Origin of the sequence: Acetivibrio mesophilus (assembly GCF_004102745.1) — a bacterium.
Taxonomy (GTDB): domain Bacteria; phylum Bacillota; class Clostridia; order Acetivibrionales; family Acetivibrionaceae; genus Hungateiclostridium; species Hungateiclostridium mesophilum.
Genome location: NZ_RLII01000005.1, coordinates 121,654 through 138,035, shown reverse-complemented (window position 1 = coordinate 138,035; position 16,382 = coordinate 121,654). Strand labels below are relative to the sequence as shown.

At 37.5% G+C, this 16,382-nt stretch carries 12 protein-coding genes and 3 tRNA genes; 2 read left to right on the top strand and 13 right to left on the bottom strand.

Going from position 1 to position 16,382, the window contains the following annotated elements; all coding sequences use genetic code 11:
* Positions 1-27: 27 nt before the first annotated feature.
* From EFD62_RS06490 to EFD62_RS06460, 7 genes are all read right to left on the bottom strand, one after another.
* On the bottom strand, positions 28-462 hold the full coding sequence (locus EFD62_RS06490; RefSeq protein WP_069194136.1) for an ATP-binding protein: 435 nt from the start codon (positions 460-462) through the stop codon (positions 28-30).
* Positions 459-812 carry a DRTGG domain-containing protein gene (locus tag EFD62_RS06485; RefSeq protein ID WP_069194137.1) on the bottom strand — a complete coding sequence of 118 codons (354 nt, stop codon included), beginning with the start codon at positions 810-812 and terminating at the stop codon, positions 459-461. The genes EFD62_RS06490 and EFD62_RS06485 overlap by 4 nt, the downstream gene beginning before the upstream one ends.
* A gap of 68 nt (positions 813-880) precedes the next feature.
* Positions 881-2,554, bottom strand: a complete 1,674-nt coding sequence (locus EFD62_RS06480) for a nucleoside kinase (protein ID WP_069194138.1) — start codon at positions 2,552-2,554, stop codon at positions 881-883.
* A gap of 392 nt (positions 2,555-2,946) precedes the next feature.
* The gene (locus tag EFD62_RS06475) at positions 2,947-3,789 is read right to left on the bottom strand and encodes a DUF1848 domain-containing protein (protein WP_069194139.1); all 843 of its coding nucleotides are present in this window, start codon (positions 3,787-3,789) and stop codon (positions 2,947-2,949) included.
* 283 nt (positions 3,790-4,072) lie between these two features.
* Positions 4,073-4,720: a LysE family transporter gene (locus EFD62_RS06470; RefSeq protein WP_069194140.1), complete on the bottom strand. Its 648-nt coding sequence runs from the start codon at positions 4,718-4,720 to the stop codon at positions 4,073-4,075.
* Between the two features lie 550 nt (positions 4,721-5,270).
* Positions 5,271-6,326, bottom strand: coding sequence for an ADP-ribosylglycohydrolase family protein (locus EFD62_RS06465; protein WP_083225123.1), 1,056 nt, complete (start codon positions 6,324-6,326; stop codon positions 5,271-5,273).
* 153 nt (positions 6,327-6,479) lie between these two features.
* Positions 6,480-7,235, bottom strand: a complete 756-nt coding sequence (locus EFD62_RS06460) for a hypothetical protein (RefSeq protein WP_069194142.1) — start codon at positions 7,233-7,235, stop codon at positions 6,480-6,482.
* Between the two features lie 511 nt (positions 7,236-7,746).
* Between EFD62_RS06460 and EFD62_RS06455 the strand changes: the two genes are divergently transcribed.
* Positions 7,747-9,351: a peptide chain release factor 3 gene (locus EFD62_RS06455; protein ID WP_069194143.1), complete on the top strand. Its 1,605-nt coding sequence runs from the start codon at positions 7,747-7,749 to the stop codon at positions 9,349-9,351.
* Between the two features lie 140 nt (positions 9,352-9,491).
* Here EFD62_RS06455 and EFD62_RS06450 read toward each other — a convergent pair whose 3' ends face one another.
* From EFD62_RS06450 to EFD62_RS06430, 5 genes are all read right to left on the bottom strand, one after another.
* Positions 9,492-10,526 carry a DUF7309 domain-containing protein gene (locus EFD62_RS06450; RefSeq protein ID WP_069194144.1) on the bottom strand — a complete coding sequence of 345 codons (1,035 nt, stop codon included), beginning with the start codon at positions 10,524-10,526 and terminating at the stop codon, positions 9,492-9,494.
* Positions 10,527-10,723: 197 nt separating this feature from the next.
* Entirely contained in the window at positions 10,724-13,297 is a 2,574-nt protein-coding gene (locus EFD62_RS06445) for an S-layer homology domain-containing protein (RefSeq protein ID WP_128705878.1), read from the bottom strand.
* A gap of 201 nt (positions 13,298-13,498) precedes the next feature.
* A tRNA-Lys gene (locus EFD62_RS06440) sits at positions 13,499-13,574 on the bottom strand.
* Positions 13,575-13,577: 3 nt separating this feature from the next.
* Positions 13,578-13,654, bottom strand: a tRNA-Gln gene (locus tag EFD62_RS06435).
* A gap of 7 nt (positions 13,655-13,661) precedes the next feature.
* A tRNA-His gene (locus tag EFD62_RS06430) sits at positions 13,662-13,738 on the bottom strand.
* A 376-nt stretch (positions 13,739-14,114) separates the two neighbouring features.
* Between EFD62_RS06430 and EFD62_RS06425 the strand changes: the two genes are divergently transcribed.
* Entirely contained in the window at positions 14,115-14,318 is a 204-nt protein-coding gene (locus tag EFD62_RS06425) for a hypothetical protein (RefSeq protein ID WP_069194146.1), read from the top strand.
* A gap of 115 nt (positions 14,319-14,433) precedes the next feature.
* Here the strand turns inward: EFD62_RS06425 and EFD62_RS06420 are convergent, their stop codons facing one another.
* Positions 14,434-16,365 carry an NAD(+) synthase gene (locus EFD62_RS06420; protein WP_069194147.1) on the bottom strand — a complete coding sequence of 644 codons (1,932 nt, stop codon included), beginning with the start codon at positions 16,363-16,365 and terminating at the stop codon, positions 14,434-14,436.
* Positions 16,366-16,382 lie beyond the last annotated feature (17 nt).

Here is a 16,382-nt window from a genome sequence, read left to right as displayed (position 1 = left end):
CAAACACGTTAATGGTCCTCTTTAGGCCTAATTGTCCGTCAAAAACACGGTAATCTCAACAATAGTTCCCTTTCCAACCTCCGTCCTTATTTCAAGCTTATCAGCATATCTTCTCATATTTGGCAATCCCATTCCGGCACCAAATCCCATCTCACGGATACTATCCGGAGCAGTTGTATATCCTTCCTGCATAGCCAGCTCCAAATCAGGTATTCCCGGCCCATCATCCTTAATGCGTATAAGGATTTTATTCCTATCAATTTCAACCTCTGCTATTCCGCCATTGGCATGAATAACAGCGTTTATTTCGGCCTCATACATGGATATGGCTGTCTTTTTTACTTTCTGCGGATCAACACCAAGCTGTATAAGCATTTTTTTAACGCAACTCGATGCTTCTCCAGCAATCGTAAAATCATTTGCAGGTATAACAAAGTCTTTCCTTATTATACCATAAGTCAATCCCAAACACCTCTTTCTGTTATACCTGCGCTATATAACTTACCACACGCAATAAACATCGGATGATTTGTGGTCATGACTGCTATTCCTTTTTCTCTCGCCATTTCTACAATCTTCTCTTCAGGCCTTTTTCCTCTAATAAAAACTATTAGCTTTATATCCATCATTTCTGCCGTCCTAATCACTTGAGGATTTACAAGCCCTGTCAACAAAACCACATTTTCCTTAACGTATGCCATAACATCGCTCATAAGATCCGAGCCACAGGCTGCATAAAACTCCATATCAAGATTTTCGTCCCCTGTCAAAATCTCCGCATCCAGAACACTCAAAATATCTCTCGCCTTCATACATACACCTTAACCTTTACATTTTATATTACCCAAAATTACTTTATATTGTTCCGTCATCTTGCTAGTTAATGATAAAAGCAGCTTCCACCAATAAACTCCCGGATTATTGAGTTGGCTGGAATCTCCTTTGACTCAATCGGCAAGAAATTACTTAAGAATTCAATCAACCTTCTTGCCTCGGAGTATTCAGGCTCAGAAGAGTCTATCTCCCTTAACAGCGGCTCAGCATGCGTTTTTAAAACACCCAATTCAAACATAAGCGATGAATTAAACATTACATCCGCCTCTTCTTGGAATGGGAATATATTTCTTTCCTCACCTCTTCTTACAGAAGGCCAACGGTTTATAGTGTTGGCTGCACTGCAACCTCGGAACTGGAAGTCCCGCACGATTCTTCTAATGATTCTGGTATCCGTAGTAGGTATACGATTATGCTCATCAATATTCATCGATGTAAGTGCACTCACATATATCTTAAATTTGCTCTCCTTTGCAATCGAAGCTGTCAGTCTTTCATTCAGTCCGTGTATACCCTCAATTACGATTATCTGGTCATCATCAATTTTGAGTTTTCTACAAAAGCTTTCTCTGCAGCCATTGGGGAAATTGAAAATCGGAACATCAACTTCCTGTCCTGCTATCAGCTCCGCAAGCTGCTGATTGAAAAGCTTAATATCAATAGCCTCAATAGCCTCAAAGTCATACTCTCCGTTTTCATCCTTGGGGGTAAGTTCTCTATTGACGAAGTAATCATCCAAGGATATGGTAACAGGTCTCAAACCATTTACCTTGAGCTGTATTGAAAGTCTATGGGCAAAGGTGGTCTTTCCCGACGAAGACGGACCGGCAATTAAGACAACCTTTTTCTTATTCTCATTAAAGGCTATCTTATCCGCAATCTGGGCAATCTTCTTCTCATGCAAGGCTTCTGCAACTCGTATAAGCTCATTTATTTTGCCTTCCTTGACAATATCATTCAGCGCCCCAACATCTTCGACACCAAGTATTTTTCCCCATTTCTTGTACTCCGAAAATATACTGAAAAGCTTCTTCTGCTCTTTGAACTCCGGTATTGTGTCGGGATTGGTTTTTGCGGGATGCATTAATATTAGCCCGGGATAATAATATTTCAAATCGAACTTATCTAAATAACCCGTATGGGGTACCATATATCCATAAAAATAATCTTCAAACCCATCGCATTCGTACAAAGTCACATAGGGCTTTTTTCTGTGTTCTATGAAACGGAATCTATCCATCCTTCCGATTTTTCTGAAAAACTCCCTCGCTTCATCAAGTGAGATTATCTTCTTTATGAAAGGAATCTTCAAATCTACAAGTTCCATCATCCTGTTCTTTATCATACTTACTTCTTCAACAGTAAGAGGAGTGTCGCCTTTAACCTCACAGTAAATCCCCTTGCTGATGGAATGACATATTACAACCTTTCTATCAGGAAAAAGGTCATTTACAGCCTTAATAAGAATAAAGCTGAGACTCCTTTTATATATTCTCATCCCATCCTCGTCTGTCAGATCGATAAACTCCACCCGACAGCTTTCATAAAGATGATAGCTCAATTCCTTTATATCATTGTTTACCTTTGCTGCTACAATGGCTGATTTATATTCTTTTTTGCATTCTTCACTCAATTCCTGCAAAGATATTCCTTCAAATACTTCCTTTTCACTATCATCCGGAAACACTACTTTAATTAAATTAAGATTGCTCTCCTTCATATTCAAATAACCCCTTATGAAATGTTTTGTAGTTAATTATTCCGTGCTTTAATAGAATTATTCTATAATCAAAAGCAAAATTCCTCTTTTAATAATAAAATGTAAACAAATCAAGTTATATCATTGTTTCTGTGGCTGGAAATTATCTTGCGTAAATTCCAACATTCTACAATTCCAACACTTTTCACCATATCACTAAGTAGCTCCTCGTTTTCTCCGTAAAATTCGGCTGAAACATCAGCATATAATTGACAATGTATATTTTGGCCATATACTATTATCTGAAGCTTAACCCTATCTCCACTATTTTCAATAATAAAACCGACTTATGTATATTTTATATTCATAATAAGCCTCTCTCCCTGTAATAAAACATTAGTTTGCCTACACCCTTACGAATTCCTCGCATAGCAATATATGCACCCATGCCCGCAACTTTGATCATCATAGCCTCCAATATCTTTTGACCTAGTGCATCCGCATTCTTTTCTTTGTCCTGCGTCTTTTGCCCGAGAGGCCCTTTTTCCGAATAATTCTTCAAGGTAAGCTCCGTCTATACAATGGCTCTTCTTCACCCCAGGTACTCCTTCAATAAGAGGACTGCTACATGTATAAATATTAACTCCATATTTATCAGCAATCTCAACCAATTGGCTTACAAATTCAATTTGCTTTTGCTGTGAAGGAGGAAAATAAGTAAAATTGGCTTTTTTCATTCTTTGCTCCACCTTTTTATACAAGCAAAGAAAGCTTATGGTACAGCGGTTTACCCCAAAGGAAGAAATATCTTTGCATAAAGTCTCAAACACTTTTAGCCTTGCCCTTTCAAAGTTATCGGGTGTCGGTTCTTTTTCTCCTTTTAAACTAAAAATAATAGGGTCAAATCTCCAATTAATTTGCTGTGGTGAGTACTTTCGTGCCAATTGTTCCATCTGGCTGACTGCCTCATTTGTGTCAACAACATTTGGTTCCAAAAACTTCGAATACCCTGTGATTGTAAACTGAAAATACAGATTATACAGCGACAAATATTTAGGATCTTTAAGTACATTAGCAAAGGATTTTGACCACAGGCAAATTGAATGCACCTTTTCATAAGATAAATCCACCATGTATGTGGATTTATTGTATGGATTTTTTACCATTACGTATTCATTTTTCAGACATTCCTGAAGCCATTCATAATAAAAAGTCGGAATATCCGTTCTTCTGCTGCAACTTATTATCTCAAGCACCGGATTTTAAATTCCCCCACTAGTAATTCTTTGATATATTTATTAAAGCATATTATTTTAGGATTACAGATAATATCATAAAAATTATTATTTCTTTTTCATTATACAGCCCTTTTTGCATATTTAAAAGCAGTGAGTCATCTCATTGCAATAATTCAACAAGGCTTTCAAAGGTAATATCACCAAATTTTTTACTATGAACTTGCTTTAAATAAATTTTGTCCGTCTCTAGCTACCTATCACTCTGTTTTCTACACAAATTCCTTATAATAATTTTCTCACTCTACTTTCCTAGCAGCATCTTCCATCCGCTACCAATAAAATATATTGAGAACATCATGATAAATAGGCCTAACAATATAATAATCCAGCGGTATACAGTATTACTTATTAATTTTTTACCCCCGGAAAATGCTATAGAAATTGCCGAATACCATACAAAGTCCGATAATATATGTCCTATGAAAAAGAGCAAAACACCTGTTAACCCAAAAGTATATGACTGACGTATCGATTCCACACCTGTGGACGCCCACCATAAAGTAAAGTATGGATTGGTAGCACTCACAAGAACTCCTGTTAATACAAGATTTCTCATTCCAACACCATTCTCTACTCTTTGGCTTCCTAAAGAAACTGATTTATTAATGCCGGATTTTATCATTCCATAACCCATCCATGCAAGAAAAGCACCGCCAAACAATCCTATAATTCCTGCAACTATCGTATTAGTAAATAAATCTTTAAGTCCAAAGGTCATGACGGTAACTAATATAAGTTCCAGTATTCCATGCCCTAATACTATCAAAGGGCCTGCTGTCCAACCCTTTTTAAGACTACCGTTAATTGTAACTCCCAACATAGGCCCAGGCACGATAGCTCCTGAAAATCCTATTAAAAAGGCACCAATAAATATTCCCCACAAAAACATTTTATTAACCCCTCTTATATCTTAAATACTATACTATCAATTTTGAATTTCTTCACATCTATGGCAAATAAATATTTATGATATTAATATAACATAATTCTAGTTTCAATCAAACAAGTTTTACTACGTAAGTTGGCACATAAAATATATAAACTTCATCAGCGTATTTTTACGTAATGATTGCCTGACTTATCCCCCAACTTCTCTAGAATAGAGACTGGCAAAGTAGTCGTTGTAGCAGACAAAGGGATGTATACTTGTGACAATATTTGGCTTGCAAATGAATACAAGAGAAAATACCGGTAAATATTCAAAAAGCACATCCTACGATGCAGCGGGCTATATCAAGGTGGTAGATTGAGGGAGCTTTTCGGGTTGCCAAAAGCGATTTAGAGCCTCGTCCGGTATATGTGTCGAGAGAAGATCAGATTCATGCACATTTTTACTTGTTTTGTGGTTCTTGTGATTGGCATAATTCTCGAAATGAAAACGTAACGTTGCTATAGTATTGGAAAAATGTTTTAAAAAATGTTCTCACCCCCCTGTTACTTCAATATGGAGGAAGCATTCTCCTGATAACATGAAATGCAATTACAGGAATAAAAATAAGGTTTCGGATTAGGCTCAATCCCCAAAAAGGTTCTTTAACCTGAATTTCAGAAGTTCTCTTATTTTTATAAGCAAGTGCATGACTTATGTTTTCAATATACTTTTTAGAGTATGGAAATAAATAAATGTTTTCTTGCAACTCCTCCGGAATTCCTGCAACTGTTGCACTTGCCCCCAAAATACCGCCTAATATGGCGGCTGTAGTATCAGTATCACCACCGCATTCAATCATTTCTATAATACTTTTTCTAAAATTCCCCTTATAACTTAGCCATGCATGAATAACCACGGGAACAGTATGATATATATATCCGCTGACCCCATTTTTTAATCCTAAACGTTCCACATATTCCCTGGTACTTTCATTATTATAAACACTGTCTACAACTTCTTCAACAATCTTAAGAAACTCTAAGCTTTCATAACCTATAAGAAGTGATTTTAATCCTTCATAAAAACTTGAGGGCGCTACTTCCTTCTTGGTACCGGCGATAAAAGCAGCATATGCAACGGTTAAAGCACCAATTTCTGCTTTTGGATCAGTATGGGTAATCCTTGTAGAAATCCTCACTAGACTTTTCATTTTTTGTATATCATTTCCACAAATAATTCCTATCAAGGCACTCCTCATAGCAGGACCGTTCCCTGCTGAAAAAACACCGCTCTTTTCCGGCGGAAAGCCCACAAGCAATTTTATACATGCCCTTAATGATGCAAATCCTATCCCTAAAGGCATTGATATTATCCATTTTCTCAAGGATCTTGCAAGATACCTTGAAAATATCTCTTCATCTCCTGAGGAATGATACAGTGCGTGAGCAACCATCAACGTATGCTCCGTGTCATCAGAAATAAAACCTTTGCCCATAAAAAACTTTTGACTATTAATGTTTTTATAAAGCTTTCTTTGCCGTTTTGATGATAATCCTTCATATAATAACCCTAATGAATCCCCAACAGCCGTTCCCATTATTGATCCTAAAATTATTTCTTTCACAATTTATCAAATCTCCCCCCGGAAATTTCTCATTTGATATTGTCCTTGAAATGGTGAAGGTTCTCCATGAATTACATCTTCAATATCCTTATTTAAAATCAGCCAGTTGATAATAATTTGATTTTGTCAATGATCTTTTCACTTAACAAAAGTTTACAAGCAGGTATATACTCCTTCGTCGTTAAGCTCTAAATTAAGAAAATGTTCGCTGCCGTCGGTGTCCCAGCCTTTTATAACAACTTCTTTGCCATCCGAAGATACGGACCCGATAAAAGTAGAATGGGATTTTTTTGACCAAAGCATACTTCTGTCTTTGTCATAGCCCCATAAATCGGTGTCAATACTTTCAAAGTCGATGGAATTTATATTGGTTATGGATTGGTTGTCGAATGTATATGCAAAAATATGAACCTTATGTTGATTAACTTCAAAATTTCTTACATACGTATAAAGGAGAGGTTTGTTATCAATATCTATTATCCGATAAAACTCCAAATCGTAAGGCATGTTTTTTTCTATCATAAATATACTGTTGTCAGGATAGTATTGAAACACTTTCCATGTGCTTCTTCCTGAATTGCCGAAATCCTCCGGAGACTGCCTATATTCAATTATTCTTGAATTATTGCTTTCGTGTATACGGATCCACTCTGAAAGCTGTGAAATATTTTCACTAGAAATATCTTGGGGATTTGCTTTTTTTAATAACTCTACCAATTGGTTTAATGCATCTTCGGTATATTTTTCGCTGTCTATTGATGGTTCTTTGGCTTTATCCAATAAGTTTTTTATTTCTAAAAAGCTGTTTGTGTCTTGTACAGAAGTATTCTGTGCTCTTGACGGTTGTTGACAGCCTGATAAAAAGGTGATTATCACACAGACTAATATTTTTAAAAATATCTTTTTCATAAATATCTCATCCCTTTCACTTTATACATAACTAGAATGTAAAAACGATACTTTATTTTACAACTAATCTTCGCTGCTAAACTAACGAATATTTATACTTTCCGACACTGTAGTTTGTGCAGATGTTGAATTGTAAAGAAAATCAACATTGCTTTGACCTTCTGCAGAATTACAACCTGTTAAAATAAATAGCAGAAAAATGACAATAGCAAGTTTTTTCATATTGTCTCCTTATACCCTCTAGTCCGCCCCACCTCGTGAATACCTGTTTTTGATACTATAATTATATCCACTAATTGAGATATTGTACAGGTTAAAGTATAAAATTGTAATTTATAGAGTACTCTCCCTTCGTCAAATCTATTATGATAAGCAAAAAGATTAATTCTCTTGAAGTATGCCGTGCAACTCCTTCCATCTTTATTATTGACATGCAACATGGCAATAATATAAAATAAATTGTTCCTTTATGACATATAAATAATAATTGATGGTAAGAGGTTATGTTATTATGCAAAATAAAATTAGTCACGAGGTAGAAAGAAGAAGGACATTTGCAATTATATCCCACCCTGACGCCGGTAAGACAACCATGACAGAAAAGCTCCTTCTGTATGGAGGTGCTATAAGGCTGGCCGGTTCCGTCAAGGCGAGAAAAGCAAACAAATATGCTACATCCGACTGGATGGAAATCGAAAAACAAAGAGGTATCTCGGTTACTTCAAGCGTTATGCAATTTGAGTACAACAACTATTGTATAAATATATTAGATACTCCAGGTCACCAGGACTTCAGTGAAGATACCTACCGGACTCTTATGGCTGCCGATAGTGCAGTTATGTTGATCGATGGCGCAAAAGGAGTCGAGGAGCAGACCATAAAGCTCTTTCATGTCTGTAAAATGAGAGGTATTCCTATATTTACCTTTGTAAACAAGATGGACAGAGCGAGCAAGGACCCCTTTGAACTCATGGAAGAGCTGGAAAATGTCCTTGGAATCCGTTCCTACCCTATGAACTGGCCAATAGGAACCGATGGAGATTTTAAGGGTGTATATAACAGGAAGCTTTCCCAGATAGAGTTGTTTGAAGGCGGCAATCACGGACAAACTTTCGTTTCTTCAACTAAAGGCAACGTTGATGATAAGATATTTGCCGACCTCCTCGGAGAACATTATCACAACAAACTCTGCGAAGATATCGAGCTTCTTGATATTGCGGGAGATGTATTTGACAGAAAAAAAATACAGCAGGGTGAACTTACCCCTATGTTCTTCGGAAGTGCAATGACCAATTTCGGAGTTCAGCCCTTTCTTGAAGAATTTTTGGAACTATCTCCAAAACCCGGCATAAAGAACTCCTCTGAGGGAGAAGTTGATCCGGAATCGGACAAGTTTACCGGATTTGTATTTAAAATTCAGGCAAATATGAATCCAGCTCACAGAGACAGAATAGCCTTTATCAGAATCTGTTCCGGGCGATTTACCCGCGGTATGTCAGTCTACCATGTTCAACAAGGAAAGGAAGTGCGTCTATCTCAGCCTCAGCAGTTTATGGCACAGGAACGCACTATTATTGAAGAAGCTTATCCGGGAGACATAATCGGCGTGTTTGATCCTGGGATATTCCACATCGGAGATACCTTAAGCGAAGGCAATAGCAAGCTTAGGTTCGAAGGAATTCCAATATTCCCGGCTGAACATTTTGCCAGAGTTACACCGGTAGATACTATGAAACGAAAGCAGTTTTTAAAAGGTATTAATCAGCTTTCCGAGGAAGGAACAATACAGGTATTTAAGCAAATTGATATAGGGGTTGAGTCTCTTATTGTTGGAACCGTCGGAGTTCTGCAATTTGAGGTTCTGGAATACAGGCTTAAGAATGAGTACGGTGTGGATTTAAGAATTCAGCAGCTTCCTCACAGGCATGCCCGCTGGATTATGTCTAATGACATAGATCCTCGTAATCTGACATTGACAAGCTCGACAATGATTGCCAATGATGATGATGAAAGATATGTTCTTTTGTTTGAAAACGAGTGGTCAATACGATGGGCCGAGGAAAAAAATCCTTCGTTAAAGCTTCAGGATATTGCAAAAAAAGATTTTAATTCATAATTCCAATCACGCTTATTTAAGCGCCTTAAAAGCTTTAAACAGCATACATTTTTTAGTTATTAAAGCTCTTCTTCCGAAATCAAATATGATTTTACATAGAAGAGCTTTAATTATATTGATTCATCATATATATTTGTCCATCATAAAAACATTTCAAGGCTTTTCCTGAATTCTTCTATGACTATTAGTTCCTCTACCGGCTCAATTTTAACTCCTAATTTCCTTGTAACAGGCTCAATAGCCATTAAAACATCTTTTCTTTGAATAACAATAGCCTCGGGCAGAGCCTTAATTTTTGCAAGAAGCTGAACAAACGCATCTTGGAATTCTTTCATATACCCCTCGAAATTTGATGTCATAAGAAGATCAAGCATAATGCCCGTTTCTCCATCCGCAGCCAAAAAAACAAGGGGATAATACGGTCTCTCACCTTCTTTAACCAGAGCAGGCACATGAAAGAAATCCAACTCCCAAACACCCATCTTTTTTGCCTTGCTGTGCTTTATTCTTTTTAAAGCCAATTCATCAATTTGCCCATACTCAGAATAATCTTTCTCATTAAATTCTACTTTCATATATTTGTCTTTCCAAACAAGGTCATTTTTCTTTCTAGTGGGAACTCTTACAAGTATTTTACTATCATCATCGGTCATTAATAAGCTTTTATCTTCTTTACAACGCGTAACCACGTCAATTACCTGTTCTATGACATGCTTCATTTTCTCCAGTTCATCGGCATCAATATACCAGGGGCAATAACCGGGTTTAAAGCTTCTAAACTTCGGCCATTGATTCCTTCCCCGGAACTTAAGTCCCAATTCCCGAATTTTATTGAGATCTTTTTTATCCAGCATTTCCCTATCCTCAAAACTCAAAGCAATACAGTCCTGAATATATAGAATATCATCCTGCGGTACTGTATCGTATAGTGTATCCATGTATGACTCTAGCCCTCTTTCGCCAATATATGCGTTTAGTCCAAAAATATCTCCTCCATTTCCTAAAACGCAGCAATATGCGTTCTCTCCTGTTTTGGGATGCTGAACACCAAAAATATCGGTATCTCTAATCCATTCCCAGCAACGCAGTTCTCTAAATTTTACTGCTAAATCATAAATCTCTTTCCATTCATCCAACGTTGCTTCTTTCTTCAATCTCAATTCCACCTTTGCCATTTAATCGTCCTCTATATTTATCAAATTTTTTCTTAGTTTTAATACGCCACTAGTAATATTAACATAAATAATATATACAAGTGAACAGTTTATATTAGAGTTATTAAAATTATTAAAATGAGGGTTCGCATATTGCTCCCCCCCATTTTTATCGTCAGATTCACAAATAATATTGAATTCTTACTTTATAAGGATTGTTATTCTGCTACTTTTTTGCTTACTATTGTTTCACTTTGATCTTTGTTCCTTACATAGTAATGGTCTATAGAGCTTTCCAATATATGTCCGTATGCCCAGTAACCCTCTTCAACATCGCTAAATGGCACCTTAGCTCCTTCAAGAGGACCTCTGAACAACATTTTATTTATTATTGTTACTGCTTCACTACGGGTTATATTGTTATTAGGTTTAAATAGCCTCACACCATTTTCCAAGTAACCTTCTATAAGTCTTACCCTATATATTTCCTCAATGAAGTTTTTAGCCCAATGATTGTTGATATCTGCGAAATTGAATTCATCATGTTCAACATTTTTAAGCTTCAAATAATTAGCCAAAACCGTAGCAAATTCTGCCCTTGTAATAAAGCTATCCGGACGGAATGAACCATCTTCATATCCTGTAAACAGCCCCATTTCTGACACAGCTATTATATTGTTATATGCCCAATGGTTCTTCGACAAATCTGTGTACGTTTTGCTTCCTGCTACTTCTTGTTTCAATCCCAATATCTTAGCCATAATCGTTGCAACTTCAGCTCTTGTTATATTGTTCAAAGGTCTGAAGGTGTTGTCTTCATAGCCGGCAATATATTTGCCGTGATGGTTTTCACCATATCGGTTTGAATAAAGAAGGAATATCGTCTTTGATTCATCGTCATCCTTATTAATAATCGTTCCATCAGCCGTAATGGAAGTAGTGGCCGATGAACTTACTTCCGGCACATCAAGTTGATTTACCTTAAGCTTATATTGAATCTTGCCTGAAGAATTCGCCTTAAGATCTTCTATTTTCCACTCAATGTTATTCTCGTTTTGAGACCCGCCTGCCATATCCTCTGGGGTTGTGTTCTCCGGTATTTCTGCCTTTATAATAATATTACTTACTTGAACATTGGTTTTGTTCTTGTAGGTGATAGTAAAATTAATTACTTCGCCCTCTTCGTATTGCGATTTGTCAGCACTTATGAATATAGACAAATCTACGGCATTAGCGCCAGGAATCTTCGGGCCGGGCTCTACAATTTCTTGGTCTTTGTTGCCACCGTTATTGCCATCATTATTACCGCCATTGTTACCGCCGTTGTTACCACCGTTATTGCCGCCATTATTGTCGCCACCGTTATTGCCACCGCCGTTGTTACCACCGTTATTACCACCGTTATTGCCGCCATTATTGCCGCCACCATTATCTGTCTTCTCTTTTATTGTAACCTTTTTACTTGCCTCAGGTGAAATATTTCCGGCATTATCAATTGTTCTTGCACAAATCTCTGTTTCACCTAATGCAGATATCGTTATTACAGTTCCTTCCTCGTACTTTTCCCAATCCTTTGTAGTCGCACCTTTTAAGCAGTATTCAGTTCTGTTGACTCCAGACTCCTTATCAACTCCCGGCACAATTGTTGCCGTAATTGATTGGCCTTCAGTCTCCTCGGCACTTGTATTAATTATCGGTGCGGTTGGAGGATATGTATCAATGTTATTAATCACCAGTTCTGCTATTGGAGAAACATTTCCTGCTTCGTCAGTTGCCCTTGCTTCTATTGTGCCGTTCTCATCCATTATTATCTTGTCATTTTTAGTTATATCGGTTATTGGCATCCAAGGTCCGTCATTTATCTTTATTTCTTTAACTGCGGCATCTGTCGGATAATAAACCGACACAACAACGCTCTGGTTTGTAGGCTCTGTCTTGTCTGGAACAAGCACTGGTGCATCTGGCGGTACAGTATCAACTATAAACGCTATCTTTGCCGGATATGACCTTACACCTCTTTTATCCACTGCCCAGAAATAAAAGCTGTGATTGCCGTCTTTAAGGTCAAAGGATGACAAATCTATGATTCCGCTTATACTCTGGTCGGTTCCGTCAGATATAATGGAATCCTTAAAAGAATTTCCAACCATACTTTGACTATAATTATCAAAGCTAAAGAACAATTCTAGTGTATCACCTACGTTTTCATCTTTGACATAACCTTCAACATTAATTTTATTGTTTGTAATCTGCCCATATTTCGGCTCCGTAAGATATATTTCGGGAGCAACATTTTCAGTATATTTGATTTCTACTTTATATTTGTAATATTTACACTTTTCTTTAGTTACTCTACCTTGATATTCTACCCAGTACATTCTTGTTGACTCATCATAGCCGGAATCCACTTTCGAAAGAGTTCCTTCATAACCGTCAACACTGTAAAATTCAGTTTCTCGAAAAACACCTATATTGTCCTTTACAGTTAACGTAACTTCCTTTGAGTTCGGTGCCTCTCTATACACGCCATCTGAAACACTGACGGTTATTTGGTCTCCCTCTCTGCTGTAAGACACCTTTCCAGTATCGACAGTAATATCCGAAATATCAAAAAGATTTGATATTTCAACGGTTTTTGAAACACTCTCAATTAAGCTTTCAGGAAAGTCTACAGCCATGGTTTTTACCTGAGGTTCTGCTGATACAAAAGCTACGTTTTGGCAAACCATAGTTAAAAGCAAACATAATCCAACTGCAAACAATACAACTCTTTTGCCCCACATTTTCTTCATTCTTCTCTCCACCTCTTCTAAGTTTTTTGTACGTGTATATCCATGCTTTCCTTTTATTAACTATTATATATTATACTTAATAGAAGATTTTTTCAACAATATATTCTCATTTGTTTTCATAATTTTTTACCTATTTTCAGTGTTATATTTTGAAAAGCAAAAAGACCCTGCATACAATAATATACAAGGTCTTTCTATATTTGGTGAGCCATCCGCGACTCGAACGCGGGACACCATGATTAAAAGTCATGTGCTCTGCCAACTGAGCTAATGGCCCTTATGGCAGGGATGGCAGGACTCGAACCTACGAAATGCCAGAGTCAAAGTCTGGTGCCTTACCGACTTGGCTACATCCCTAAATAAGTGGGGTGAATAGTGGGAGTCGAACCCACGGCCTCCAGAGCCACAATCTGGCGCTCTAACCAACTGAGCTATATCCACCGAACATTAGCGCCTCAAAAAAGGCACAACGATATTCTAAGATAGAATGACATAATTGTCAAGTGGTTTTTTTATTTTTTTTGAAAAAATAATTTCATTACCAAACCCTATAATCTAACCCAACTAATGGGCTCAAATATATATTTTCCTTTACCTATTAATCATTACCCTAAAAATGCTTTTATATACATTTACACCCCGAAGTATAAGAAAAACAGCCATAATTCTACATTTTTATAGCATGTTTGTCATAATTGCTTTTTCCCAAAAAAATCAGCATTGATTTTAAAACCAAAATATTGTAAAGTTTATTATAGAAATATCTGACTAAATAAGTTTTACCCAAAAATATACTAATGATAAACGGTGGTATGATATGAATTTTGTATTAACCTTATGTCTTGGAATGCTGATAGGATTGCTTATCGGAGTAATAGCCGGAACTATCGGAGCTATAATGGGATTGAGGGTATTGCATGTTATGAAGATGAAAAAAATTCAAGATAAGAAGAAATCGGAAGTTAATATCGCCTACAGAGATATTAATTTTCTTAATTCAAAATTCAAAGATGTAGTGTAATCTTTTATTACAACAGGATAATAAAACAAGGGGGTGCTATACCCCCTTATTTTAATCTTATTTGGCCTCTTGGAATGAAAGAGGCCAAATCGAAGGGACTCGATGTCCCGAGCTTTTATTCCTCTTCCAATTCAGCCAACCATGAGTCTGCAACAGCATCGCTGGGCATACGCCAATCCCCTCTTGGAGACAGACTGACCGTACCAACCTTCGGACCGTCAGGCAAGCATGATCTCTTAAACTGCTGACTGAAAAACCGTTTCACAAATACCTTTAACCATTTCTTTATTGTATCGTCAGAGTATTTGCCTTCGAAGGCTTTCTTTGCAAGTAGCAATATTTTCCCCGGTGTCGCTCCATACCTTAACATGTGATACATGAAAAAGTCATGAAGCTCATAAGGCCCTATAATATCCTCTGTCTTTTGATTGATTTCACCCTTTGCATCAGGGGGAAGCAGCTCCGGAGATATAGGCGTATTAAGTATTTTGTACAATACTTCCTTTGCTTTGGCTTCCAGCATATTATCTGCAACCCATTTTACAAGAAAACTCACCAGTGTCTTAGGAATGCTAGAGTTTACCGCATACATGGACATATGATCCCCATTGTAGGTGCACCACCCCAATGCCAGTTCCGAAAGATCACCGGTTCCGATTACAAGCCCGCCTTCCTTATTGGCAATGTCCATTAATATCTGCGTGCGTTCCCTAGCTTGGACATTCTCATAAGTTACATCATGTATGCTCGGGTCGTGACCGATATCCTTAAAATGTTGTAGACAAGCGTCCTTTATATTAATCTCCCTTATTTCCACCTTCATAGACTTCATAAAATTCATGGCATTGGTATAAGTTGCATCGGTAGTTCCAAAGCCCGGCATAGTAATTGCCAAAATATTCTCTCTCGGGATATTTAACAGATCAAAGGCTTTCGCAGTCACCAAAAGTGCCAGCGTAGAATCAAGGCCTCCGGAAACGCCTATAACGGCATGTTTAAGCCCGGTATGTCTCATTCTCTTTGCCAATGCCGATGTTTGAATTGCAAAAATCTCACTGCATCTTTTATCGCGACTGTTCTCATCCGAAGGTACAAAGGGGTGAGGTGCCACATATCTCGTTATGTCCTCTGCTTCAAATTCCTCCAGCTCAAACTTCACCTTTCTAAACCTTTTACCGTCATCCTTTCCAAGCTCCATAAAGCTGGTATTTTTCCTTCTGTCATTCATCAGCTTCATAGCATCAATCTCTGAAAAAATAAGCTGTTCATCGCTTACAAATCTCTCGGATTCTCGGAGCAAAGTTCCATATTCACAGATCATTGCATGGCCTCCAAATACTACATCAGTGGTTGATTCATTCACTCCCGAAGATGAGTAAACATAACCTGCTATGCACCTTGCCGACTGCTGTCTTACCAGTTCCCTTCTGTACTCATGTTTGCCGACAATTTCATTGCTGGCAGACAAGTTAAAAATAATTAACGCCCCGGCCATTGCCTGAAATGAGCTTGGAGGAATAGGAACCCATAGGTCTTCACAGAGCTCAATGCCAAAGCATATTTCCCCTTTCGCATCCTCAAAAAGCAAATCATCGCCAAAGGGCACCTCCTGCCCGCACAATATAATTGCATCCCTCAAGGCATTCTTGCCGGACGCAAACCATCTTTGCTCGTAAAACTCGCTGTAGTTTGGGACATATGTCTTCGGAACAACACCAAGTATCCTCCCTTTTTGAATTGCAACGGCACAATTAAAAAGTTGGTTATCAATACTTAAGGGCATACCAATCAACGATACACAGGAGGAGTTTTTCGTCTCCTCCAGAATTCTATCCAACTGCGCTTTAGCATCGCCAAGCAGAGTCTCTTGGTGAAACAGATCTCCACATGTATATCCTGTTATAGAAAGCTCCGGGAAAACCAATATTCGTATGCCTTCCTTTTCTCCTCTGCCAATAAGGCCGATTATTTCATCGGAATTGTACCGACAACCCCCAACTTTCAATTTTGGTACGGCTGCTCCTACTCTAAAAAAACCGTTTTTCATAAAATCACCTTGAATAT